20 protein-coding genes are annotated in these 21,207 nt (G+C 62.8%); 6 read left to right on the forward strand and 14 right to left on the reverse strand.

Translation table 11 applies throughout. The features are described 5' to 3' along the window. The first annotated feature begins 26 nt into the window (after nucleotides 1-26). The 4 genes from gcvT to R6254_RS18390 all read left to right on the forward strand — a co-directional run bounded on the left by gcvT (nucleotide 27) and on the right by R6254_RS18390 (nucleotide 5,450). Nucleotides 27-1,253 (forward strand): glycine cleavage system aminomethyltransferase GcvT, encoded by a 1,227-nt coding sequence (gene gcvT, locus R6254_RS18375; protein ID WP_318408986.1) that lies wholly within the window; start codon nucleotides 27-29, stop codon nucleotides 1,251-1,253. 40 nt (nucleotides 1,254-1,293) lie between these two features. Then, nucleotides 1,294-1,662 (forward strand): glycine cleavage system protein GcvH, encoded by a 369-nt coding sequence (gcvH, locus tag R6254_RS18380; protein ID WP_318408987.1) that lies wholly within the window; start codon nucleotides 1,294-1,296, stop codon nucleotides 1,660-1,662. A gap of 116 nt (nucleotides 1,663-1,778) precedes the next feature. Continuing rightward, nucleotides 1,779-4,676 (forward strand): aminomethyl-transferring glycine dehydrogenase, encoded by a 2,898-nt coding sequence (gene gcvP / locus R6254_RS18385; protein WP_318408988.1) that lies wholly within the window; start codon nucleotides 1,779-1,781, stop codon nucleotides 4,674-4,676. A gap of 18 nt (nucleotides 4,677-4,694) precedes the next feature. After that, nucleotides 4,695-5,450, forward strand: coding sequence for a sulfite exporter TauE/SafE family protein (locus tag R6254_RS18390; RefSeq protein ID WP_318408990.1), 756 nt, complete (start codon nucleotides 4,695-4,697; stop codon nucleotides 5,448-5,450). Here the strand turns inward: R6254_RS18390 and R6254_RS18395 are convergent. From R6254_RS18395 to R6254_RS18410, 4 genes are all read right to left on the reverse strand, one after another. Continuing rightward, nucleotides 5,447-5,785 carry a hypothetical protein gene (locus R6254_RS18395; protein WP_318408991.1) on the reverse strand — a complete coding sequence of 113 codons (339 nt, stop codon included), beginning with the start codon at nucleotides 5,783-5,785 and terminating at the stop codon, nucleotides 5,447-5,449. The genes R6254_RS18390 and R6254_RS18395 overlap by 4 nt on opposite strands. Before the next feature lie 58 nt (nucleotides 5,786-5,843). Then, nucleotides 5,844-6,299 carry a FecR family protein gene (locus R6254_RS18400; protein ID WP_318408992.1) on the reverse strand — a complete coding sequence of 152 codons (456 nt, stop codon included), beginning with the start codon at nucleotides 6,297-6,299 and terminating at the stop codon, nucleotides 5,844-5,846. Between the two features lie 10 nt (nucleotides 6,300-6,309). Then, nucleotides 6,310-8,571: a two-partner secretion domain-containing protein gene (locus R6254_RS18405; protein WP_318409163.1), complete on the reverse strand. Its 2,262-nt coding sequence runs from the start codon at nucleotides 8,569-8,571 to the stop codon at nucleotides 6,310-6,312. A gap of 63 nt (nucleotides 8,572-8,634) precedes the next feature. Further along, entirely contained in the window at nucleotides 8,635-10,245 is a 1,611-nt protein-coding gene (locus R6254_RS18410; RefSeq protein WP_318408994.1) for a ShlB/FhaC/HecB family hemolysin secretion/activation protein, read from the reverse strand. A gap of 702 nt (nucleotides 10,246-10,947) precedes the next feature. Between R6254_RS18410 and rbp the strand changes: the two genes are divergently transcribed. After that, nucleotides 10,948-11,316 (forward strand): RNA-binding regulator, encoded by a 369-nt coding sequence (gene rbp / locus R6254_RS18415; protein WP_318408995.1) that lies wholly within the window; start codon nucleotides 10,948-10,950, stop codon nucleotides 11,314-11,316. Between the two features lie 287 nt (nucleotides 11,317-11,603). Here the strand turns inward: rbp and R6254_RS18420 are convergent, their stop codons facing one another. The 6 genes from R6254_RS18420 to pcaB all read right to left on the reverse strand — a co-directional run bounded on the left by R6254_RS18420 (nucleotide 11,604) and on the right by pcaB (nucleotide 15,765). Beyond that, the gene (locus R6254_RS18420; protein ID WP_318408996.1) at nucleotides 11,604-12,275 is read right to left on the reverse strand and encodes an alpha/beta hydrolase; all 672 of its coding nucleotides are present in this window, start codon (nucleotides 12,273-12,275) and stop codon (nucleotides 11,604-11,606) included. A 155-nt stretch (nucleotides 12,276-12,430) separates the two neighbouring features. Next, nucleotides 12,431-12,841, reverse strand: a complete 411-nt coding sequence (gene arfB / locus R6254_RS18425; RefSeq protein WP_318408998.1) for an alternative ribosome rescue aminoacyl-tRNA hydrolase ArfB — start codon at nucleotides 12,839-12,841, stop codon at nucleotides 12,431-12,433. A gap of 20 nt (nucleotides 12,842-12,861) precedes the next feature. Continuing rightward, nucleotides 12,862-13,308 (reverse strand): type II 3-dehydroquinate dehydratase, encoded by a 447-nt coding sequence (aroQ, locus tag R6254_RS18430; RefSeq protein ID WP_318408999.1) that lies wholly within the window; start codon nucleotides 13,306-13,308, stop codon nucleotides 12,862-12,864. A 30-nt stretch (nucleotides 13,309-13,338) separates the two neighbouring features. Next, a complete protein-coding gene (locus R6254_RS18435) occupies nucleotides 13,339-14,130 on the reverse strand; it encodes an alpha/beta fold hydrolase (RefSeq protein WP_318409001.1) in 792 nt (263 codons plus the stop codon). Nucleotides 14,131-14,146: 16 nt separating this feature from the next. Continuing rightward, nucleotides 14,147-14,557, reverse strand: coding sequence for a carboxymuconolactone decarboxylase family protein (locus tag R6254_RS18440; RefSeq protein WP_318409002.1), 411 nt, complete (start codon nucleotides 14,555-14,557; stop codon nucleotides 14,147-14,149). Further along, nucleotides 14,554-15,765 carry a 3-carboxy-cis,cis-muconate cycloisomerase gene (pcaB, locus tag R6254_RS18445; RefSeq protein WP_318409004.1) on the reverse strand — a complete coding sequence of 404 codons (1,212 nt, stop codon included), beginning with the start codon at nucleotides 15,763-15,765 and terminating at the stop codon, nucleotides 14,554-14,556. Before pcaB ends, R6254_RS18440 begins: the two co-directional genes overlap by 4 nt. A gap of 79 nt (nucleotides 15,766-15,844) precedes the next feature. On the opposite strand from pcaB, the gene R6254_RS18450 reads away from it, so the two are divergent. Further along, the gene (locus R6254_RS18450) at nucleotides 15,845-16,723 is read left to right on the forward strand and encodes a DMT family transporter (RefSeq protein WP_318409005.1); all 879 of its coding nucleotides are present in this window, start codon (nucleotides 15,845-15,847) and stop codon (nucleotides 16,721-16,723) included. A 67-nt stretch (nucleotides 16,724-16,790) separates the two neighbouring features. On the opposite strand, the gene R6254_RS18455 is transcribed toward R6254_RS18450, so the two are convergent. The 4 genes from R6254_RS18455 to R6254_RS18470 all read right to left on the reverse strand — a co-directional run bounded on the left by R6254_RS18455 (nucleotide 16,791) and on the right by R6254_RS18470 (nucleotide 21,115). Further along, on the reverse strand, nucleotides 16,791-18,005 hold the full coding sequence (locus R6254_RS18455) for an MFS transporter (protein ID WP_318409006.1): 1,215 nt from the start codon (nucleotides 18,003-18,005) through the stop codon (nucleotides 16,791-16,793). Between the two features lie 3 nt (nucleotides 18,006-18,008). Then, complete coding sequence (gene aroC / locus R6254_RS18460; protein WP_318409008.1) at nucleotides 18,009-19,103, reverse strand: chorismate synthase; 1,095 nt, start codon at nucleotides 19,101-19,103, stop codon at nucleotides 18,009-18,011. 195 nt (nucleotides 19,104-19,298) lie between these two features. Beyond that, nucleotides 19,299-20,144 carry an isocitrate lyase/PEP mutase family protein gene (locus R6254_RS18465; RefSeq protein ID WP_318409010.1) on the reverse strand — a complete coding sequence of 282 codons (846 nt, stop codon included), beginning with the start codon at nucleotides 20,142-20,144 and terminating at the stop codon, nucleotides 19,299-19,301. After that, on the reverse strand, nucleotides 20,141-21,115 hold the full coding sequence (locus R6254_RS18470; protein ID WP_318409012.1) for a Bug family tripartite tricarboxylate transporter substrate binding protein: 975 nt from the start codon (nucleotides 21,113-21,115) through the stop codon (nucleotides 20,141-20,143). Before R6254_RS18470 ends, R6254_RS18465 begins: the two co-directional genes overlap by 4 nt. Nucleotides 21,116-21,207: the final 92 nt, after the last annotated feature.

A 21,207-nucleotide genomic window follows, 5' to 3' on the forward strand; every position in this document is an offset into this window, starting at 1 on the left:
ATAACGCTTTGCCCCGGAGAACGCCTATGTCCGCTACCGATTCCACTCTGCTGAAAACACCGCTGCATGCGCTGCATGTAGAACTTGGCGCACGCCTGGTGCCGTTCGCCGCTTACGCCATGCCGGTGCAATACCCGGCCGGCCTGATGGCCGAGCACCACCACACCCGTACCGCCGCCAGCCTGTTTGATGTGTCGCACATGGGCCAGTTGCGCCTGGTCGGACCGGACGCGGCCGCCGCGCTGGAGACCTTGATGCCGGTCGATGTGCTCGATCTGGCGGTCGGCAAGCAGCGTTACGGCCTCTTGCTCAATGACGAGGGCGGCATCATTGACGACCTGATGTTTTTCAACCGCGACTACGCGAACAGCGGCGATCCGAGCGTCGCCGGGCCGCCCCAAGACGCGAGAGCCCCCCTGGGGGGCAGGGAGCCACACGCAGTGGGCGACCGTGGGGGCGACATTTTCATCATCGTCAACGGCGCCTGCAAGGTCGGCGACATTGCACATATCCAGGCCAAGATCGGCAGCCGCTGCGAGGTCATCCCCCTGCCCGACCTGGCGCTGCTGGCACTGCAGGGCCCGCAGGCCGTCACCGCACTGGCCCGCCTCGCCCCCGGTGTTGAAAAACTCGTCTTCATGACCGGCGGTCATTTCAAGATCGCGGGGTGCGACTGTTTCCTCACGCGCAGCGGCTACACCGGCGAAGACGGTTTTGAAATCTCGGTACCGGCGGCGCAGGCCGAAACACTGGCCAGAGCCCTGCTCGCCCAACCCGAAGTCAAACCTGCCGGTCTGGGCGCGCGCAACTCACTGCGCCTGGAAGCCGGCTTGTGCCTGTACGGCAACGACCTCGACACCAGCACCACGCCGGTGGAAGCCGGCCTGAACTGGGCGATCCAGAAAGTGCGGCGCAGCGGCGGTGCACGCGCCGGTGGTTTCCCGGGCGCAGACAAAGTACTGGCGCAACTGGCAAACCCCGCGAGTCTGACACGCAAACGGGTCGGCCTGATCGCGCTGGAACGTGTGCCGGTGCGTGAACACACCGAGTTGCAAAATACCGACGGCCAGCACATTGGTGAAGTCAGCAGCGGCCTGCTGGGGCCGACAATCGACCAGCCGATCGCCATGGCTTATGTGGCGCCCGCGTACACCACGCTGGGCACACGTGTCAACGCCATCGTGCGCGGCAAAGCCGTCGCCATGGAAGTGGCGGCCATGCCTTTTGTTCCCAACCGCTATTTCCGCGGCTGATTCCAGCCGCATCTAACAACATTAATGAATGGAGAAAACCATGATCAAGTACACCGAAGACCACGAATGGCTCAGCGTGACCGGCGACATCGCCACCGTCGGCATCACCGTCCATGCGCAAGACGCATTGGGTGACGTGGTGTTTGTAGACCTGCCTGCCGTCGGCAGCACGTTTGCGCAAAAAGCCATTGCCGGCGTGGTGGAGTCGGTCAAGGCCGCTGCCGATGTCTACATGCCGATCAGCGGCGACATCACCGAAGTCAACGAAGCCTTGCGCGACGACCCCTCGCTGGCCAACAGCGACCCGCTGGGTGCCGGCTGGTTCTTCAAGGTCAAGCTGTCGGATGCCAAGCAGCTGGACGCGCTGCTGGACGAAGCGGCTTACGCTGCGTTTGCCAAAGACGCATAAATATCCGCCCCCACGCTTGTCGCTTCGCGTACTACGCTGCCCCCCGAGGGGGCTAATTTTTCTAGGGGCGACCCGTCGAAAAATTGCCCCCGTCCCATTCAATGGAAAGAATCCCCATGTTGATGTCAACCGCCAAGCCGCTGGGCGAGCTTGAAAATCCTGCTGAGTTTATCGCCCGCCACATCGGCATCGAAGCGGAGGACGAAGTCCATATGCTCAAGGTGGTGGGCTCCAGCTCGCGCCGCGAGTTGATCGACGGGATTGTGCCGCGCTCCATCGCGCGCCAAAGCGTCATGGCGATTCCGGCGCCGGTGACCGAGGCCGCCGCGCTCAAGCAGCTCAAGGCGATTGCCGCCAAAAACCAGGTCTTCAAAAACTTTATCGGCCAGGGTTATTACGGCACCTATACACCTGGCGTGATTCTGCGCAACGTGCTGGAAAACCCCGCCTGGTACACCGCTTACACGCCTTACCAGGCCGAAATTTCGCAGGGCCGCATGGAGGCGCTGGTCAACTTCCAGACTATGGTCTGCGACCTGACCGGCATGCCGATTGCCAACGCGTCCATGCTCGACGAAGCCACCGCCGCCGCCGAAGCCATGACCCTGGCCAAACGCAGCGTCAAAAGCAAAAGCAATGTCTTCCTGGTGGCGGGCGACTGCCACCCGCAGACGATTGAAGTGATCCAGACCCGCGCCAAACCGCTGGGCATTGAGGTCAAGGTCAGCACCGCCTCCAGCACCCTGCCCATGATGATGGCCGAGGGCAACTACTTTGGCGTGCTGGCGCAGTACCCGGCCACCACCGGCAGCATCCATGACCTGCGGCCGCTGGCGGGCCATGCCCATGCCGATGGCGCCGCCCTGTGTGTGGCCGCCGACCTGCTGGCACTGACCCTGCTCACACCGCCTGGCGAATGGGACGCCGACATCGTGCTGGGCACCACCCAGCGTTTTGGCATGCCCATGGGCAACGGCGGCCCGCACGCGGCTTACCTGGCCTGCCGCGACGAGTTCAAACGCTCACTGCCCGGCCGCCTGGTCGGTGTCAGTGTCGACAGCCACGGCAACCCGACCTACCGCCTGGCGCTGCAAACCCGCGAGCAACATATTCGCCGCGAAAAAGCCACCTCCAACATCTGCACCGCCCAGGTCTTGCCTGCGGTGATGGCCAGCATGTATGCGGTCTACCACGGCCCGCAAGGCCTTCAACGTATCGCCGAACGTGTAGCCGCCTACACCGCGATTTTCGTCCAGGGTCTCAAGGAGCTGGGTTACGAGATCACCAACACCGGCGCCTTTGATTCGGTCACGATCAAGACCGGAGACGCTACTAATTTAATAGCTGATCGCGCCCGCCAATCGGGGGCCAACCTGCGATTTCGCTTGAATAATCACCTGGGCGTGTCGCTGGACGAAACCACCAGCCGCAAGGACATCGAGCTGCTCTGGTCCTTTTTTGCCCAGCCCGGCCAGACCCTGCCGGTGGTGAGCAGCTTCGAAAAAGGCATCACCTCCCTGATCCCCGAAGACCTGCGCCGCAGCAGCGCCTTCCTCACCCACCCGGTGTTCAACACGCACCACTCCGAAACCGGCATGCTGCGTTACATCCGCATGCTCAGCGACAAGGACCTGGCGCTGGACCGCACCATGATCCCGCTGGGCAGTTGCACCATGAAGCTCAACGCCACCAGCGAGATGATTCCCATCACCTGGCCCGAGTTTGCCAACATCCACCCCTTTGCTCCCGCTGAACAGTTGCAGGGTTACGCCGAACTCGACAAGCAGTTGCGCGACTGGTTGTGCCAGGCCACGGGTTACGCCGGCATCAGCCTGCAGCCCAACGCCGGCTCACAGGGTGAATACGCCGGCCTGCTGGTCATCAAGGCCTGGCTGGAGGCCAACGGCCAGGGCCACCGCAATATCTGCTTGATCCCGTCGTCCGCGCACGGCACCAACCCAGCCAGCGCCCACATGGCCGGTTTGACCGTCGTGGTCACGGCCTGCGATGCGCAAGGCAATGTGGACATGGCCGACCTGCAAGCCAAGTGTGAACAACACAGCGCCAATCTGGCCTGCGTGATGATCACCTACCCCAGCACACACGGCGTGTTTGAGACCCAGGTCAAAGAGTTGTGCCAACTGGTGCATTCACATGGTGGACGCGTTTACGTCGACGGCGCCAACATGAACGCCCTGGTCGGCGTGGCCGCCCCCGGTGAATTCGGCGGCGATGTCAGCCACCTCAATTTGCACAAGACCTTCTGCATCCCCCACGGCGGCGGCGGTCCCGGTGTCGGTCCCGTGTGTGTGGTGGCCGACCTCGTGCCTTATTTGCCCGGCCATGCCACGGCTGGCTTGCCGGTCAACGGTGTCGGTGCCATCTCCGCAGCGCCCCTGGGCAATGCCGCGGTGCTACCCATCAGCTGGATGTATTGCCGCATGATGGGCCCCGAAGGCCTGCAGCAGGCGACCGAAGTCGCCATCCTGAGCGCCAACTACATCAGCGCCCGCCTGAAAGACCATTACCCGACCTTGTACGCCAGCGCCAACGGCCATGTCGCGCACGAATGTATCCTGGACCTGCGGCCGCTCAAGGAAACCAGCGGCGTCACCGCCGAAGACGTGGCCAAACGCCTGATCGACTACGGCTTTCATGCCCCAACCTTGAGCTTCCCGGTCGCCGGCACCTTGATGGTCGAGCCCACCGAAAGCGAAACGCTGGACGAGCTGGAGCGTTTTATCAGCGCGATGATCGCCATCCGCGAGGAAATCCGCCGTATCGAAAAAGGCGAGTGGCCACAGGACGACAACCCGCTCAAAGCCGCGCCACACACGGCCCTGAGCCTGCTCAAGGGCGAGTGGAAGCATGCCTACACCCGCGACGTGGGCGCAGCCATCCTCAGCACCACCCAGCACGCCAAGTACTGGCCGCCGGTGGGTCGCGTGGACAACGTCTACGGCGACCGCAACCTGTTCTGCAGCTGCGTGCCCATCAGCGACTACGTGTCCTGATCCGGCCCCGGTTGACGCATGGATTCGCAAACGCTGATCATCATCGCAGGCGCCATGGCCGCGGGTTTTGTGCAAGGCCTATCGGGTTTTGCCTTCGGCCTGGTGTCCATGTCCTTCTGGGCCTGGACCCTGGACCCCCGTCTGGCGGCCGCCCTGGCGGTGTTCGGCTCCCTCACCGGGCAAATCATCGCCGCCGTCACCGTGCAGCGCGGGTTTGATCTGAAACGGCTCGCGCCTTTTGTGCTGGGCGGCCTGCTCGGCCTGCCGCTGGGGCTGCTTTTGCTGCCGCGGCTGGACGTGCAAGTGTTCAAGGCCTTGCTGGGCGCGCTGCTGCTGGTCTGGTGTCCGGCCATGCTGCTGAGCACGCAACTGCCGCGTATCACGCGCGGCGGGCGTGTTGCCGACGGGCTGGTAGGCGCTGGCGGCGGTTTGATGGGTGCGCTGGGCGGTTTTACCGGCGTCTTGCCGACCTTGTGGTGCACGCTGCGCGGCCTGGAGAAAGATACGCAGCGCGCCATCATCCAGAATTTCAACCTGTCCATGCTGGCCGTCACCTTTGCCAGTTATGTCGCCACCGGCATCATCAGCAGCGCCACCCTGCCCTATTTCGCCATCGTCGCGCCGGCCATGCTGATCCCGTCCCTGCTGGGCGCACGGCTGTATATCGGCATCAGCGAAGCGGCTTTTCGCAAAATAGTGCTGAGCCTGCTGACCTGTACCGGTGTGGCACTGCTGGTTTCGTCGTTGCCAGGCCTGTTGCGGCGACTGGCCTAGCGGACTTCGCAATCCACGGTGTTGGACTTGGTCGGCCCTGTATTGCCGCCTGGTGCGGTGGATTGGTTGAACGCCGGCGGTGGCGTGAACTGTATGCCGGGGTTGAGGGGCAAGAGGACCGGCGGCTGTCTGAAGTTTGCGGTGTAACCAAATTGGCCGGATGAGAAATTGCTGGTGCCGGCCGGGTTGGTGACGTGAATCAGGCCGTCCAGGACTTGCACATAGAGTCCCGGGGCGCGTACCCCCGTGGGCGGTGGTGGTGTGAGCTGCGCCAAGGCTTCACCAGAAACCAGCGTGGCCAGCAAGGCCAGTGTGCTCAGGATGTAGTTTTTCATGGGCTTTCCTGTGATGTGAGGTTGTAGGGGAAGTTGCTCAGGTGCGTTTAAACACGTTTTAAGGCTGCCTCAGGGAAACCTCCATGCTGGCGCTGCCCTGCAGATTGCCTGCAGGCGTGGTGATGGTGGTGGCATCCTTGCTGCGTTTGCCCAGCTCGCCGGTGGTACTGCTGAAGCCGCCCTGCGCCAGTTCAAGCTCAACCTTGTCCAGCTGGGGTTGTGCGGCGTCGTAGCTGTAGCGCGTCAACACCAGCCGCGACTCGGGCTGCAGGACGATGGCGGCGCCGTCCACAAACTCCAGGCGGCCAAAGGTGTTGCGTTCGGTGGTGAGGGTGTCGCCCTGGCGCAGCGGTGAGTTCAAGGCAAGCACCCGGGTGCGGCCATCGACACTTTTGGCCACCATCAGGCCGGAGACCCGCGCAACCGTGCCCACCACCTGCGCTTGCGCAAGCGGGGTCAGCATCAACAGCGTCAGTGTGGCGAGCAGTTGGGTGAGAAATGTTGGCAAATTCATGTCATGCGCCTCAGTTGCAATACATTTTTTTGACAGGCGCATTTGGGGCGATGCTCATGCCGTTCCCAGGGGCTAGAGGCTCCTTCTTGTCATCCTTTTTGGCCTCTGCCTTGTCGTCCGGACTGCCTTGCTGCGAACCTCCGCTGTTCGCTGCTGGTATGGAGACCGGCATCCCTGCGACCTGCTCAGGTGTCAGCTCACTCTGCAGCGTAGGCACGCGTGTGGCGGATGGCGTGACGGTATTGATAATGTTCACGGTTGAATTCAGTGCCTGCGCGACGGGCGCGAGGGCGGCAGCGTTTGCTGCGGCGAGGGCAGCAGCAAACGCTGCCCTCGCAGCAGCGTCTGCCGCTGCCATTAATGCTGCTGCTCCTGCTGCCGCTGCAGCCGAATTGCCCGCGATGAGGCGGACAAAGTTGTTGCCCGCGTTTGGGTAGGTGACGGCGATGCCCGCCGTGTTGCCACCAAAGGACAGGTCGGGCGCATTGACAGTGCTAAAGCGGCCGCTACTGCCCGGGCCTGCTGTCAGAACGTTGAACGTCGATCCGACAGCCGGCACAAAATTGTTGATTCCGCGCACATTGAGCCTGCCATCCACGGTGATCGCGCCATCAACGGCGAGCACGTCGAAGCCGTCGCTGGCCCCCAGCTTGATATTGAGCACGCCGGAGCTGCCCTGGACGTACTTGCCCTGCACGGCCAGCCTGCCGTATCCACTGGATGTGCCCAGCGTCAATATGCCGTTGTTGGTCAGCGTTCCGGTGCCACCCAGCACAAGGTCGCCCGCGCCGGCGAGCGTGCCGCCAACCAGCACATTGACGGCGGCAGCCTTGATGGCCGAGCCGCCTGTCAGCGATGTCGTGCCGCCTGCAATATTGAGTGTGCCGTTGGCATTGCCGCCGTCTTGCGACACCGTGAGCCCGCCGCCGTTCAGGTTGAGGTTGGCGTTGAGTTGCACCGCATGGTCGGCGGCAGGGGTGCTGTTCTGGAAGTTGCTATTCAGGTTCAGGTCAAGCTTGCCCGCCGTGCTGGTGATGTCCGCATTGATGATGATGTTGTTGTGAGCGTTCAGTGTCAGCGCTGCATCCGCGCCACTGGTCTTGGCAATGGCGGAAGACACGGTGATATCGCCCGAGGCAGGCGTTGCCGCGCCAGTGGTGATGGACACATTGGTGCCGGCATCGAGCTGCGCAACAATGGTGGAGGCCTTGATGCGGGCGCCGGATTCACTCGACGTGATGACATTGCCACCTGCCACCGTGACGCCGGAGTCCGGTCCTGCAGCAACGATTTCAATGTTCATGGGGTCGATGTGCCATTCGCCGCCCGCGCCGACCACAGGCGCCTTGACGACGTCGAGCCATGCCTTGCCGGACGTATCGACATAACCACCACGCCCCGCGCTGCCGATGGCCGATATGTCGCCGTCCAGCGATGCCGCGTTTTCTGCAATCAGCACCACGTTGCCGCCGGTCGTGCCGTTGGCACTGATGTTCGAGCTGGCCGATGTTTTGATGTCGCCGGAAGCCCGCAAAAAGATTCGCCCGCCTTCGCGCACCGCGCTGGAGGCATTGATGGTGCCGCTGTTGCTGATCAGGCCGGCAGCCAGGCCTATGCGCCCGGCTTCGGCGGTGATTTGCCCGAGGTTTTTGACCTCCCCGGGCGTGCCGGTGATAACCACGGAAACGCCGGGCGTGGCCGTATCCATCAGTTGCACGGTTTGCCCGGCGGCCAGCAGCACCTCGCCGCCCGGCGCATTCAGGCTGCCGCTGTTGCTGACATTTGCACCGACCAGGTAAATGCTGCCGCCACTGGCTGCATTGATGCTGCCCCCGTTGCGCACGTCACCGGGTGTGCCGACACCCTTGAAGTTGAGGCGGTTCGCAAGAAAGTCGCTGTCGTTGACATTGAGCGAGCTGGCGATGAAGCGGGCGACGTCAATACGCGCGCCCGGTCCTACCATGATGCCGGCCTGGTTGATCAGCCACAGGGCGCCGTTGGCCCTGACCTGACCCAGGATTTGCGACGGATCGCTGCCGGTAACGCGCGCCAGCAGTGCTGCGGAACTGTTCGGCTGGCTGATGTCGACCCTCGCACCCGAACCGACGCTGAAGCTCGCAAAATTGGCGATGGCCTGCTGGCTCGTCTGGTTGATGTTCAGCGTCGTGCCGTTCTGCACGAAAGTCGCGCTGCCGGAGGTGACATTCCAGCCCGTGGGCAGGGTGCCGGCGGGCAGCGCCTGCGCAAGTGACGGCGCGTTGACCGCCATCATCACGGCTGCAGCCAGCAGGGAAAGGCGTTGGCGACGGAAATGCATGGTCATGGTCTTTTCCTTTTAGAACGCCAGGCTGGCGCTCAGGTGCGCCTTCCAGTTGCCCCGTACTTCGGTGGTGGATGTACCCGCATTCTGGACGCGTGCAATATCCAGGCTGACGTTGAAATCGCGGCTGGAAACATAACGAAGCCCTGCGCCCGTGCTGGCCACCGTGACACTGGCCGGCACGCCGCTGGAGCCCACACGCTTGTTAGCGCCATAACCGGCATCGACAAAAAACAGGGCCCGCAGCTGACCAGGCATGCCCATCTTTGCGGCAAGCTCCGGCGTATAAATTTCTGCGTTGGCGACCACACCACTGTCGGCAGCAACCGCGCGCTCCTGGAAGCCGCGCACAAGGGTTGAGCCTGTCAGGCCAAACTGCTCGCCCGAGACAAGGGCCGTATTGGCGTACTGCGCACTGCCGGCCAGCCGGCCCTGCCAGCCGTTGGCAAAACCCTTGAAGACGGACGCAGCACCACGCAGTATCGTGAAGTCATCACGCGAGCTGCGGTTGCCGGGCGTGAGGTAGGAATACCGGTCGCTGCGTCCGTCCACATTGGTGTAACGCTGCCCGCTCGGCAGGTTGCGCGACAGGCCCACGCTGAAGCTGGAGACCTGGTTGGCGCTTTCGCGCTGGCTGCTGTAGGTGAGGTTGATCGGTGTTGTCGTGTACGGCACGCAGGACGCAATCGGCGGCGTTGGCGGTGCGATGCTGACCAGCACCCCGCCGACCTCACAACGTGAATCGACCAGTTTGTGGTCCAGGCCCAGCACCAGCTTGGCGGTGCTTTCACCGGTGCGGCCCAGAAAGTGATTCCAGCGCAGGCCGTAGACGTCGCCTTTGCCGGTAAAGCCCAATATGCCGCCCAGCACGGGCGAGGTCGAGGGTGAGTTGACGCTGGACTTGCCGTAGATGAAGTCAAGACTGTCGCCGTAGGCATAGAGCGGAATACGGTAACCCATCGAGTACACCTTCAGGCTGACGCCGGAAGGGCTGTCAGGCGAGGTGGTGTACGCCAAGGTGCCGACCTGGTCACGGTTAAAGAGGTTTGAATGTTGCAGCGCGACTCCGGTGCGCCACTTGCCGCTGGACGGTGAGCCCGTATTGTCCAGCGTGGTAATGAGGCGCAAGGGATGGTTGTCGGTCACCAACACGGTTGCATCAATGCGGCCAGGTTTGTCGCCTTCGGCCAGCGAGACGCCGATCTGTTTGGCCGGACTTTCATTGGCCAGTTGAATCGATTCGGAAATGGCACCCAGCCTGGGCGCGCGGCCGATTTCCAGCCGGCTCAAGCTGGCGCGAATGTTCGCCTCATCGAAATGCTGGTTGCCCTTGACCGTGATCGATGAGATCACCCCTTCACTCACCTGCAGCCTGACGGTGCCGCCAGTCAGTTCCTGCTCGGGCACCGACACCTGCACCGTGCCGTAGCCGACCTTGACATAGGCTTCCTGCAGGGCCTCCATGGCCAGTTGGATGTCGGCAAAGGCCCGTTTCGAACCCGCCAGCGGGGCAAGCACACGTTCGACGTCCGCAGGAGGCAGCAAGGTGTTGCCCTCGACCTGGAAGCGGGTAATATCAAAGCGCTCGTCAGTTGCGAGCGCCGGGGTGGCAGATGTGACAAGCATCAAGGCCAGAGCAGACCCGGCAAGGGATTTTTCCAAACGTCGTCGAATCATTTTGTTCCCAAGCACGAAAGCTGACAGGCTGAACAAATTACTTCGACCCTTGGCTTTTTAGGCTCGTCTGTTCAGGCTAGCGGCCAATGGTAACAGGAGGTAATAAAAAAACTTAGGCCAAATTACCACCATTACAGGGCTTGACGCGGGTTTTTGTAGCCGCGATTTCACGCAAAACAGGCCCTTCAGGTCTTTGTGGCTCCTTGAGTTGTCTAGGCGAGTGGTAATTCCCAGTCTCTCAAACTCAATCAGGATGAATAGATGCGACCTATTGGAATTTCACAACCAGGGCGTCCGTCAGCTATAAAATAAATAGCATCAAGAGTCCTATTCATAATGACTGAAGGCCTATTTTCATAAAATTATGGATTGACATGGGCGGGGTGTTGCCTACCTCAGTTGGACACCGTCCATGCTGTGCCACCGAATATCTGGTACAGACCGAGGGGGTTTAATCCGGGTCGCATCTTGTGGATAAAGAATGTGATTGCCCCATATTTCGTTTCATGGCGCATAATCCGGGGGTGCTGGTAGAAAAATACCAGCACAGGTTAGGTGAATGGTCAGTTTCGCGCGCCACGGCGGTACTTCTTGGGTTTGTTGTGCTTTCGGGACCCCATCGCTTTTTTTTAGTGTTTTTGAGGAGTCCTTATGGGCAATAAACTTTACGTCGGCAACCTGCCTTACACAGTGCGCGACGAAGATCTGCAACAGTCTTTCGGCGAATTCGGTTCTATCACCAGCGCAAAAGTCATGATGGAACGCGACACCGGTCGCTCCAAAGGCTTTGGCTTTGTGGAAATGGGCAGCGATGCTGAAGCTCAAGCCGCAATCGCCGGCATGAACGGCCAGTCCCTCGGCGGCCGTAGCATCACCGTGAACGAAGCCCGTCCGATGGAGGCACGTCCTCCACGTACCGGCGGCTTCGGCGGCGGTGGTGGCGGTTACGGCGGTGGTGGCGATCGCTCCGGCGGTGGCGGCTACGGCGGTGGCGGTGGTGGTGGTCGCGGCGGCTACTAAGCCCTGCGAACCCCGTCAACGGCAGCAATGCCGTTGCCAAGCAGCTAATTCAGCCTTAGGCTGAGCCAAGCATCAAAGGCTTCAAAACTTCGGTTTTGAAGCCTTTTGTCATTGGCGGGACGATATTTCGGCATCAAAAGTGGTCTACGGGAGGCCCCGCGTACGCCAAGGGGCAGGTCAACGCCACGCACGCACACATCACGTGGCTATCGAACTCCGATTCAGGGATCCCGGCTCAAGTCCAGGATGACCCAACAAGAACAAGGGCCTCGCTGGCCGTATGGGCGTCAGCCTTGGGCACTTAGCCCTTGCAACCACCCCATCGCCTCCACCAGTTCCTGCTGAATAATCTCGTGCGCACTCGGGTACTCGGCGTAAGACAAATCCACCGGCAGCGTTGCCACCAAGTCCCTGATGGCATGTGCATTCGCCAGCGGAATCACCTGGTCGTAAGTGCCGTGGCTCAGCCAGAGCTGTTTGCCCTGCAGCGTCTCGGCAGGTGCCAGTTGCGGCAACACCTGTTGCAGCAGGCGGCTGTGCATCACCATCGCCCCGTGCATCAGCGCCGGTTGCGTGAGCAACAAAGACAGCGACATGATGCCGCCCTGGCTGAAGCCGCCCACCACCACACGTTCGGGTGGAATGCCTAATTGCTGCGCCGCCGCGGCCAGTGTTTGCGCGACGGCTTGCCGGCTGGCGGCTTCCTGGGCTTCGTTGATGTTGCGGCCGCCTTGCGGCGTGACTGAAAACTCGAACCAGCCGTAGGCCGACGGCCCCATCACATAGGGTGCGCGCAGGCTGAGCACGTGGAAGGGCTTGGGCACATAAGGCGCCAGGCCGAACAGGTCTTGCTCGTTGCTGCCGACGCCGTGCATCAGCACCAGCAGCCAGGGCAAGGCAGACGAAGAAGCCGAGATATCGGCGGGCCGGTGTAAAAAAGACAGTGGCAGCTGAAGCATGGCGAAAACTCGGTTGATGGAAACTGATTATCGACAGTTGGCGGTGGCGCCAGCGTCAACCCACACAACGCCCAGTCGCTATTAATTCAATAGCTGCTTGCGCCCATCCCTTGTGGGCTAGAGGCCTGAAACACTAAAATTCCGGCCAAAACCACTTATTCGCTGACTTTACCGCGCGAACTTTTGATCTCGGAGCGCTGGCTTTTGCCAGCCAGGCGGCGCTGTTTGGAGCCGTAAGTCGGCTTGGTGGCGCGCCGCGCTTTCTGCGGAATGGAGACGCCATCAATCACTTCCTGCAGCCGCGCCAGCGCATCGGCGCGGTTCATCTCCTGGGTGCGGTGTTGCTGCGCCTTCAGCACAAACACGCCTTCCTGCGTGATGCGGCTGTCGCTGAGGCAGAGCAGGCGCTCCTTGATCGCCTCGGGCAGCGACGAGGCCATGATGTCAAAACGCAGGTGGATCGCGCTGGAGACCTTGTTGACGTTTTGCCCGCCCGCGCCCTGGGCACGGATGGCGCTGAACTCGACCTCTCGTTCGTCCACCAGGAATTTCGGTACGGTGGACATGACAGGGCTTATCGAGTGAATCAGGCCAGCTCAGCCAAACCGGTAATCGCCAGGGCATAACCCTTGACGCCGAAACCGGCCATCACGGCTTTGGCCACGGGCGAGATATAGGAATGGTGGCGAAACGCCTCGCGCGCATGCACATTGCTGATGTGCAACTCGATCAGGCTCACCCCCGCGCCCTTGATCGCGTCATGCAGCGCGACGCTGGTGTGGGTGTAGGCGCCGGCATTCAGCACCACACCGATCGAGGTGCCGGCGGCCTGGGCGCGCCCGGCTTCCTGGATTGCGTCGATCAACACCCCTTCGTGGTTGCTCTGGCGAAAGTCGAGTTGCAGGCCGTGGACGGCACAGGTTTTGGCACACAAGGCCTCGACGTCGGCCAGGGTCTGCGAGCCATACACAGCGGGCTCACGTGTACCGAGCAGGTTGAGGTTGGGACCGTTGAGGACGAGGACTGTTTTCATGCGTTCAGTTTTTCCATGGGTGAGCGGGCATTATCCGGCCTGCTGGATGCTGCGTAAAAAGGCGTCCAGCAAACGAACAAAGGCCTCGGGCTGCTCCACGGCGCTGAGGTGGGCCGCGTCTATCGTGCACAACTGCGCGCCCGGGATGCTATCGGCAATCGCCTGCGACATCGCCACCGGGGTGGCTTCATCCAGCGTGCCGGCCATCACCAGCGCCGGGCAGGCGATGTGTTGGTTGCTGCTGCGAAAGTCGATACCCGCCACCGCACCGCAACTGGCGGCATAAGCCCGCGCATCACTTTGTTCCAGCCGCTCGCGCAGGGCCGCCACACGTTGTGCGCCACCGCCGGTTTCATCCGCCCGGAAGGCCGGCGTGAACCAGCGCTGCAGGGCGCCGTCGACCACCGGCGCCACACCTTTCGCCAGCACGGTCTCGATCCGGGCCTGCCACATGGCACGGGCCGCATCGTCGTACCAGCTCGCCGAATTGGCGATGGTGATACTTTGAACCAGCGCCGGGTGGCGAACCGCCAGCGCCTGCGCCGTCATGCCGCCCAGGCTCAGGCCGACAAAATGCACAGGGCCTGCGGCCTGGGCGCGGATCAAGGCGGCGGCATCGTCGGCAAACATGTCGATGTCATAAGGCCCGGCTGGGGCTTCGGACTGCCCATGGCCGCGGTGCTCATAACGGATCACGGTGTAGCGGGCTTTCAGCAAGGCGGCCACGCCGTCCCACATGCTGGCGTCGCAACCCAGCGCATGGCTGAGCACCACGACCGGCCCCTGGCCTTCTTTTGTCCAGTTCAAAACAGCTGTTGTCATGGTTTGTGCTTCTCGCTCAGGGTTTGGCGGCCAGCAGGCCTTTTTCGCGCAAGATCTCGCCGGCCACGGCAAACGCGTGGTTGGCGGCCGGCACGCCGCAATAAATCGCCGCCTGCAAAATGATTTCCTTGATGTCGTCGGGCGTAAGCCGCGACTCGGGCGGGCCATCGAGGCCGGCACGCACGTGCATCGCAAACTCTTCATACGCCTTGAGCGCAATCATCATCGATAACACCATCAGGCGCCGCGTCTTGTCGCCAAAAGCCGGGCGGCCCCAGATGCCATCCCACGCATAACGCGTGATCAGTTCCTGGAATTCGCCGTTGAACTCGTTGCGGTTGGCAATCGATTTGTCCACCCAGGCATCCCCCAGTACACGCCGGCGGTTGAGCAGGCCTTGTTCGTAGTCTTGCTTGGTATCACTCATTTTGTCTCCATTGAAATTTGTAGCGAGGCGCGTAATTGCGCCAGGCGCGGCGGCACAAGCAAAGCAACCTCCTCGGCCAGTGGCAGATCAAACCATTCCTTGACCGCCTCGGCAGGCAGTTGCGCGGCCAGGGTCGCTATGTTGGTCCGCATGCGCGCAGTGTGAACCTGCAGGCCGGGCAGCATTTGCGCCATGGCGCGCGCGGCGCCCTGCACACTCATCAGCAGTTGTGGCCACTCGGCCAGCTCGGCCTGCCAGCCGCCCAGGGCGCGTTCATGTTCCTGCGGCATGGCGGCCAGCAAGGCGGCCACATGTTGCGGCGCGCGTTGTGCGGCGGCCAATGTGGCCATGCAGGCCACCGGGTTGCGTTTGTGTGGCATGGCCGACGAACCGCCCCGCCCCGGCTCGCTGGGTTCGGCCAGCTCAGCCACTTCAAACTGGCCCATCAGCGCGATGTCTTTGGCGATTTTTCCCAGGCTGCCGGCCAGCAAACCCAGCTCGCAGGCCAGGGCCACCCACTCGTCGCGCTGCGTGTGCCAGGGCGCTTGCGGCGCATGCAGGCCCAGGCGCTCAGCCATCAACTGCGTGACTTGCGCGCCCTTGCCTTGCAGGCCGGCTTGTGTTCCGGCCGCACCACCCAGCTGCACACACAGCGCGAGGTTTTGCACCCGCTGCAGCCGCGCCAGGCTGCGCACCAGCGGCGCGACCCAGTTGCAGCACTTCCAGCCGAAGCTGGTGACCGAGGCCGGCTGCATCAGGGTGCGCGCCAGCATGGGGCTGGCGGCGTGTTGCTCGGCCAGCAAGAACAAGGTCTGCACCAATTGCCGCACATCGCTTTGGATCAGGGCCAGCACATCCCGCGTGGCCAGCGCCATCGCGGTGTCGATCACATCCTGGCTGGTGCTGGCAAAGTGCACCCAGGGCAAGGCCTCGGGCGTGTCCTGAGCGACCACGGCTTTCAGGCTTTTGATCAGCGGAATCGCCACACTGCCAGCCACCGCGCTGGCCTGGACCATGCCCGCCACGTCGTGGCGCGACACGTCACAAGCGGCACCAATGCTGGCGCTGGCACTTTCAGGAATCAGCCCGGCCTGCGCTTGCGCGTGGGCCAGTGCTTCTTCAAAGCGCAACATCGCCGCCACAAAATCACGGCTGGCAAAGGCCTGCAGCGCCTCGGGGCTGGAGAGAAAATCATCAAAAATACTCATGCGACATTCTAGACAGAAGACTTGGAGACGGACTCTTCGTCAGCAGCCCTGGCGCGGCGGCCTCACAATGCAAGCACCCATGCACAGCCGCCACTTTCTCCAGCTTCTTGCCTTGTCCGCGCTTTGGGGCGCGTCCTTTCCTTTTATCCGTATCGCCAGCCCGGCACTCGGCCCCTGGGGCGTAGCGGGCATACGCTGCGTGTTGGCGGCGCTGGTGCTGGCCGGCTTGATGACCTTGCTGCGCGAACGTTGGCCGGGCCGCCCTGCCTGGCCGCGTCTGGTGCTGCTGAGTGTGCTGACGGTGGTCGCGCCTTTTGTACTCTTCGGTTGGGCCGGCCTGCATTTGCCCGCCGGTTATTCCGCCGTGTTGAATGCCACCGCGCCGCTGTTCGGCGTGCTGGCCGCCGCGGTGGTCCGGGAAGAACGCCTCACGCTGCGTCGCCTGCTCGGTTGCGCCGTGGGTTTTGCGGGGGTGGCCTTGCTGGTGCGCCTGGGGCCGGTGGCCGTGACCACCCCGGTGTTGATGAGCGCCCTGGCCTGCGTGGCAGCCGCCGCCTGTTACGCCTGCGGCGCGATTTTGATGAAACGCGCCAGCCACGCCCACCAGCCGCTGCCCGCCTCGGCCGCCGTGCATCTGGCGGCCGCCTTGTTGCTGCTGGTGCCGACCGGGCTGTCGGTGCCGGCCATGCAGCCCAGCACAGCCGCGCTGCTTTCGGTCGCGGTGCTGGGCCTGGTGACCAGCGGCTTCATGTACTGGATCAGCATGCGGCTGATGCGCGAAATTCCGGCCAGCGCCGCGACCTCGGCGGCCTTCATGATTCCGCTGTTCGGCATCGCCTGGGGCGGCCTGTTTCTGGGCGAGCCGGTGACCTGGGGCATGGCGCCGGGTTGTGTGCTGGTGCTGGCGGCCACCGTGATGATCACCGGCTTCAACCCGTTCAGGGCAGCAGCGCGTTAAAACGCTACAAAATTCATAGCTTCTTGTGCCCGTCCTGCCTGGGCTAGAGCCCTAAATCGCTTAAGAATCAGGGCGTGACGGCAGCCGCGGCATCCAGACCACGCTGCAGGCGCCAGGTGCGGTAAGCGCACAACATGGCGAGCCCGCTGGCGCCGGCGCAAGCCCAGTACACACTGACCAGGCCATAGGCCGAGCTGAGCAAGCCGCCCGCCAGCCCGCCCAGCACACCCGGAAATCCGTAAGCCGTCACCACATACAGCGCCTGGCCGCGGCCACGCAGGCGTCCGGGGAAATGGTGCGACAGCAGCGCGATGCACACCGTGTGGTGGGTCGCAAAAGTCAGTGCATGCAACATCTGCGCAAACACAAGCAAGGCCAGCACCCCCGCGCCGGTGGCGGTGATGCCCATGCGCAGCGCCATGGCGGCGGCACACACCACCAGCCAGGCACTCAGGCTGAACTTGGGCAACCAGCGGCCCTGGGTGTAAAACCAGGCGATCTCGACCACCACCGACACCGCCCACAAAATACCGATCATGGCCTTGCTGTAACCGATCGAATCCAGGTAGAGCGAGAAAAACACATAAATGCCGATGTGCGCCAGCACATGAAAAAACGCCGAGGCAAAAAACCACTGCACGACGCGCCGGCGCAGTATCGGCAACACCGGGATCTTCTCTTGCTGCGGGCTGACCGCCTCCTTCAGGTCGGGCAGCAGCCAGACGCTGATGGTCACCGCCAGCAGCGACATAAAGGTCCAGGCCGGAAAATGGCGCATGCCGAAAACCTCGAACCAGCTGCCGGCGGTAAACACGGTGACCAGAAAACCCAGCGAGCCCCACAGGCGTACCCGCCCATAACGCCGGGCATCAAAAGCGCCGCCGTGGCTGATCAGGTGTGCCATCGCGGCCTCACTCATGGGCATCATGGCGCTGGTGTGGGTGAACATCACCAGCAACACGGCGCTCAGCCACCAGACACCGTTGGCTGAATCAAAATCCATCCACAGGCCCAGCGACACCATCAGTGCCACCGTGGCGCCGTAACGCAGCAGCTTGACGCGTTCGCCGGTGTGGTCACTGAGCGCGCCCCAGCCATAAGGCGCAAACAGCCGGGTCGCGGCCTGCACCGAGGTCAGCAGGCTGATCGCCAGAATGCTGAAACCCAGCTCCTTGAGCCACAGCGGCAAATACGGGTTGAAAAACCCAATATGGGCGAAATAACTGGCCGACAGTGCCGCAAACGGCGCCAGTTGGCGGCGCCGCGCCGCGGCTTCAGGCATAACTTAGATGGAGCCGCTGATCGCCTGCATCGGCGATGTCACGTCGCCGCACTGCGCACGGTGGCGCAAGGCATGCTCCATCACCACCAGCGCCAGCATGGCTTCGGCAATCGGTGTGGCGCGTATGCCCACGCAGGGGTCGTGCCGGCCCTTGGTCACCACGCTTGTGGGCGCGCCCGCCATGTCGATGGACTCGCGCGGCGTGATGATGGAGCTGGTTGGTTTGATCGCAATCGACACTTCCAGGTCCTGGCCGGTGCTGATGCCGCCCAACACGCCGCCGGCGTTGTTCGACTTGAAACCTTCAGGCGACAGCGAGTCGCCATGCGTGGTGCCGCGCTGCGTCACGCTGGCAAACCCGGCACCGATTTCCACCCCCTTGACGGCATTGATACCCATCATCGCAAAAGCAATGTCGGCGTCCAGCTTGTCAAACAGCGGCTCGCCCAGGCCCACCGGCATGCCGCTGGCGGTCACGCGGATACGCGCGCCGCAGGAATCGCCGGCCTTGCGCAAGGCGTCCATATAGGTTTCAAGCTTGGACACATCGGCCACGGGCGCAAAAAACGGATTGTTCGGAACATGCGCCCAGGACTCGAAATCCAGGGGCATCTCGCCGATTTGTGTCATGCAGCCGCGGAAGGTCGTGCCGTATTTTTCAAACAGCCACTTCTTGGCCACCGCACCGGCCGCCACCATGGGCGCCGTCAGCCGGGCCGAGGCCCGACCGCCACCGCGCGGGTCACGAATGCCGTATTTCTGCAAATAGCTGTAGTCGGCGTGGCCGGGGCGGAAGGTGTTGAGGATGTCGCCGTAATCCTTGCTGCGCTGGTCGGTGTTTTTGATCAACAGGCAGATCGGTGTGCCGGTGGTTTTGCCCTCGTACACGCCGGACAGGATTTCCACCGCGTCCGGCTCGTTGCGCTGCGTCACATGCCGGCTGGTGCCGGGACGCCGGCGGTCCAGGTCGCCCTGGATGTCGGCCTCGCTCAGCGCCATGCCGGGCGGGCAGCCGTCAATCACGCAGCCAATGGCCGGGCCGTGGGATTCACCAAAGTTGGTGACTGCGAATAGGGTTCCGAAGGTATTGCCGCTCATGGTGGGATTATCCCAGATGGCAATTTCGGGATGGCTAATCGCTCGGGCATACGGCGTTCCGCGCGTTCTCATCCCGGGCCAGCCCCGGGGTCGGTGCGGGGCTTGGCGGCGTGTTCAGCGGGCGCAATTGAAACCCGTAGATCTACCCGCGGGGGCAAGAGATGATCCACAGCGCCAGCAATTGAAGCGGGGGCGTCAGCGGTATTGGTCCTCGATACGCGCCCACTTGTCCATGCCCACGATGGATTTGTACTCCTCGAAAGACACGCCGGTACCTGACAGTTTGAGTTCACCGCTGGCAATGTCGCGTAGCGTCTCCTGCATGCTGCGCGTGGCGCGCATCAGCAGAGAAATGCCGTAGATCACGATACGAAAGCCAAGCTCTTCCAGTTCGACCGGTTTGAGGATGGGTGTACGGCCGCCTTCGAGCATGTTGGCCAGCAGCGGCACGTCGAAGGTCTCGCCGATCCGGCGCATCTCTTCGATGGAAACCGGTGCCTCGATGAACAGGCCATCGGCACCGGCCCGAAGGTAACGCTCACCGCGCCGCAACGCTTCGTCCATGTCCACCACTTCACGCGCGTCGGTGCGGGCGATGATGAAGGTGTCCGGCCGCATTCGCTCCCCCGCTGCAGCGCGGATCTTGCTCTCCATCTCCCTGGTGTCAACCAGGGCCTTGCCGGCGATGTGGCCGCAGCGTTTGGGGCTGACCTGGTCCTCGAAAAATAGCGCCTGCGCGCCCAGCCGCTCCAGCGAGTGCACCAGATGCACCACATTCTTGTGGTCACCATAGCCGTTATCGGCATCGACCAGCACCGGCAGGTCGCTCACCGCCAGGATGTCCCGGTAGGCGTCGGCAAACTCGCGCCCGCCGAGCAGGCCGATGTCCGGCACGCCATAGCGCACGCCAGCCACGGGAAAACCACCGACAAAATAGGCCTTGAAGCCGGCCTGCTTGATCAACAGGGCGGACAGCGCGTCATGTGCGCCGGGAAGAACCAGGGGTCGCTCGCTGGCAACCAATTCACGAAATGTCGTCATTCGAATTTAACTCCTGCATCACGGATAACCCTGCCCCATTTCACGGCATCTTCACGCATCAGCCTGGCCAGGTCGTCGGGCCGACCCGACGCGGCCTCCGCGCCTTGCGCAGCCAGCTTGTCCTGCACGTCCTGCGACTGGAGGGCGCGGCCAAGCTCTGTGGCCAGCCGGGCCAACACCTCCGGTGGCGTCGCCGCTGGTGCGACGAAGCCAAACCATGTCACCCCTTCAAATCCGGGCAGGCCGGACTCGGCCACGGTGGGCAGCTCCGGCGCCAGGGGCGAACGCTTGAGGCCCGTGACCGCCAAGGCCTTGATCTTGCCGGCGCGCGCTTGCGGCAAGGTCCATGTGATCGAGTCGAACTGGAAACCCACCTGACCCGAGACCACGTCCGCCAAGGCCTGGACACCGGTCTTGTAAGGCACATGAACGGCCTGGGTGCCACTGCTGGATTTGAACAGCTCGCCCACCAGGTGCGTGATGGTTCCATTGCCGCTGGAGGCAAAGCTCAGTTGACCCCGCTTGGCTTTGGCCAGTTGCAGCAGGCCTTTCACGTCCGTCACGCCCAGCGTATTGCTGACCACCAGCACATTCGGTGCGCGGGCCACCAGGCCCACGGGCGCGAAGTCCTTCACGGCGTCGTAAGGGAGCTTGGGGTTGGCCACCGACAGGATGGCGTGGGTGCTGGTGGTCGCCATCAGCAACGTGTAGCCGTCCGCCGGCGCTCGGGCCACTTGCTCGCTGGCAATGGCACCGGCCGCGCCGGGACGGTTGTCGATGACCACCGACTGCCCCAGGGCGTCGCCCATCTTCTGGCCCACCAGGCGAGCGATAGCGTCGGTTGACCCGCCAGCGGCAAAGGGCACCACCAGCTTGATGGGCCGCGAGGGATAGCCCTGCGCCATGACAGGTGCCAGCGTCAGCACGGCCGCCGCCGCCAGCGCGCATTTCAGAAAGTACCGGGTTCTCATCATGTCTCCTTTGGTTGGATACGTGCTACCTTAGCGACAGGACTCTGCGATGGAAAATGATTAATTTGGATGCCCGGGCCATGCACGCCATC

The sequence above is a fragment of the Polaromonas potterensis genome, assembly GCF_033446725.1.
In the GTDB taxonomy this organism is placed as follows: domain Bacteria; phylum Pseudomonadota; class Gammaproteobacteria; order Burkholderiales; family Burkholderiaceae_C; genus Polaromonas.

What these genes read in the sequence shown, in the direction of transcription:
- gcvT (WP_318408986.1), top strand. Translation starts at nt 27, where the DNA reads ATGTCCGCTACCGATTCCACTCTGCTGAAAACACCGCTGCATGCGCTG.
- gcvH (WP_318408987.1), top strand. Translation starts at nt 1,294, where the DNA reads ATGATCAAGTACACCGAAGACCACGAATGGCTCAGCGTGACCGGCGAC.
- gcvP (WP_318408988.1), top strand. Translation starts at nt 1,779, where the DNA reads ATGTTGATGTCAACCGCCAAGCCGCTGGGCGAGCTTGAAAATCCTGCT.
- R6254_RS18390 (WP_318408990.1), top strand. Translation starts at nt 4,695, where the DNA reads ATGGATTCGCAAACGCTGATCATCATCGCAGGCGCCATGGCCGCGGGT.
- R6254_RS18395 (WP_318408991.1), bottom strand. Translation starts at nt 5,785, where the DNA reads ATGAAAAACTACATCCTGAGCACACTGGCCTTGCTGGCCACGCTGGTT.
- R6254_RS18400 (WP_318408992.1), bottom strand. Translation starts at nt 6,299, where the DNA reads ATGAATTTGCCAACATTTCTCACCCAACTGCTCGCCACACTGACGCTG.
- R6254_RS18405 (WP_318409163.1), bottom strand. Translation starts at nt 8,571, where the DNA reads ATGATGGCGGTCAACGCGCCGTCACTTGCGCAGGCGCTGCCCGCCGGC.
- R6254_RS18410 (WP_318408994.1), bottom strand. Translation starts at nt 10,245, where the DNA reads ATGCTTGTCACATCTGCCACCCCGGCGCTCGCAACTGACGAGCGCTTT.
- rbp (WP_318408995.1), top strand. Translation starts at nt 10,948, where the DNA reads ATGGGCAATAAACTTTACGTCGGCAACCTGCCTTACACAGTGCGCGAC.
- R6254_RS18420 (WP_318408996.1), bottom strand. Translation starts at nt 12,275, where the DNA reads ATGCTTCAGCTGCCACTGTCTTTTTTACACCGGCCCGCCGATATCTCG.
- arfB (WP_318408998.1), bottom strand. Translation starts at nt 12,841, where the DNA reads ATGTCCACCGTACCGAAATTCCTGGTGGACGAACGAGAGGTCGAGTTC.
- aroQ (WP_318408999.1), bottom strand. Translation starts at nt 13,308, where the DNA reads ATGAAAACAGTCCTCGTCCTCAACGGTCCCAACCTCAACCTGCTCGGT.
- R6254_RS18435 (WP_318409001.1), bottom strand. Translation starts at nt 14,130, where the DNA reads ATGACAACAGCTGTTTTGAACTGGACAAAAGAAGGCCAGGGGCCGGTC.
- R6254_RS18440 (WP_318409002.1), bottom strand. Translation starts at nt 14,557, where the DNA reads ATGAGTGATACCAAGCAAGACTACGAACAAGGCCTGCTCAACCGCCGG.
- pcaB (WP_318409004.1), bottom strand. Translation starts at nt 15,765, where the DNA reads ATGAGTATTTTTGATGATTTTCTCTCCAGCCCCGAGGCGCTGCAGGCC.
- R6254_RS18450 (WP_318409005.1), top strand. Translation starts at nt 15,845, where the DNA reads ATGCACAGCCGCCACTTTCTCCAGCTTCTTGCCTTGTCCGCGCTTTGG.
- R6254_RS18455 (WP_318409006.1), bottom strand. Translation starts at nt 18,005, where the DNA reads ATGCCTGAAGCCGCGGCGCGGCGCCGCCAACTGGCGCCGTTTGCGGCA.
- aroC (WP_318409008.1), bottom strand. Translation starts at nt 19,103, where the DNA reads ATGAGCGGCAATACCTTCGGAACCCTATTCGCAGTCACCAACTTTGGT.
- R6254_RS18465 (WP_318409010.1), bottom strand. Translation starts at nt 20,144, where the DNA reads ATGACGACATTTCGTGAATTGGTTGCCAGCGAGCGACCCCTGGTTCTT.
- R6254_RS18470 (WP_318409012.1), bottom strand. Translation starts at nt 21,115, where the DNA reads ATGAGAACCCGGTACTTTCTGAAATGCGCGCTGGCGGCGGCGGCCGTG.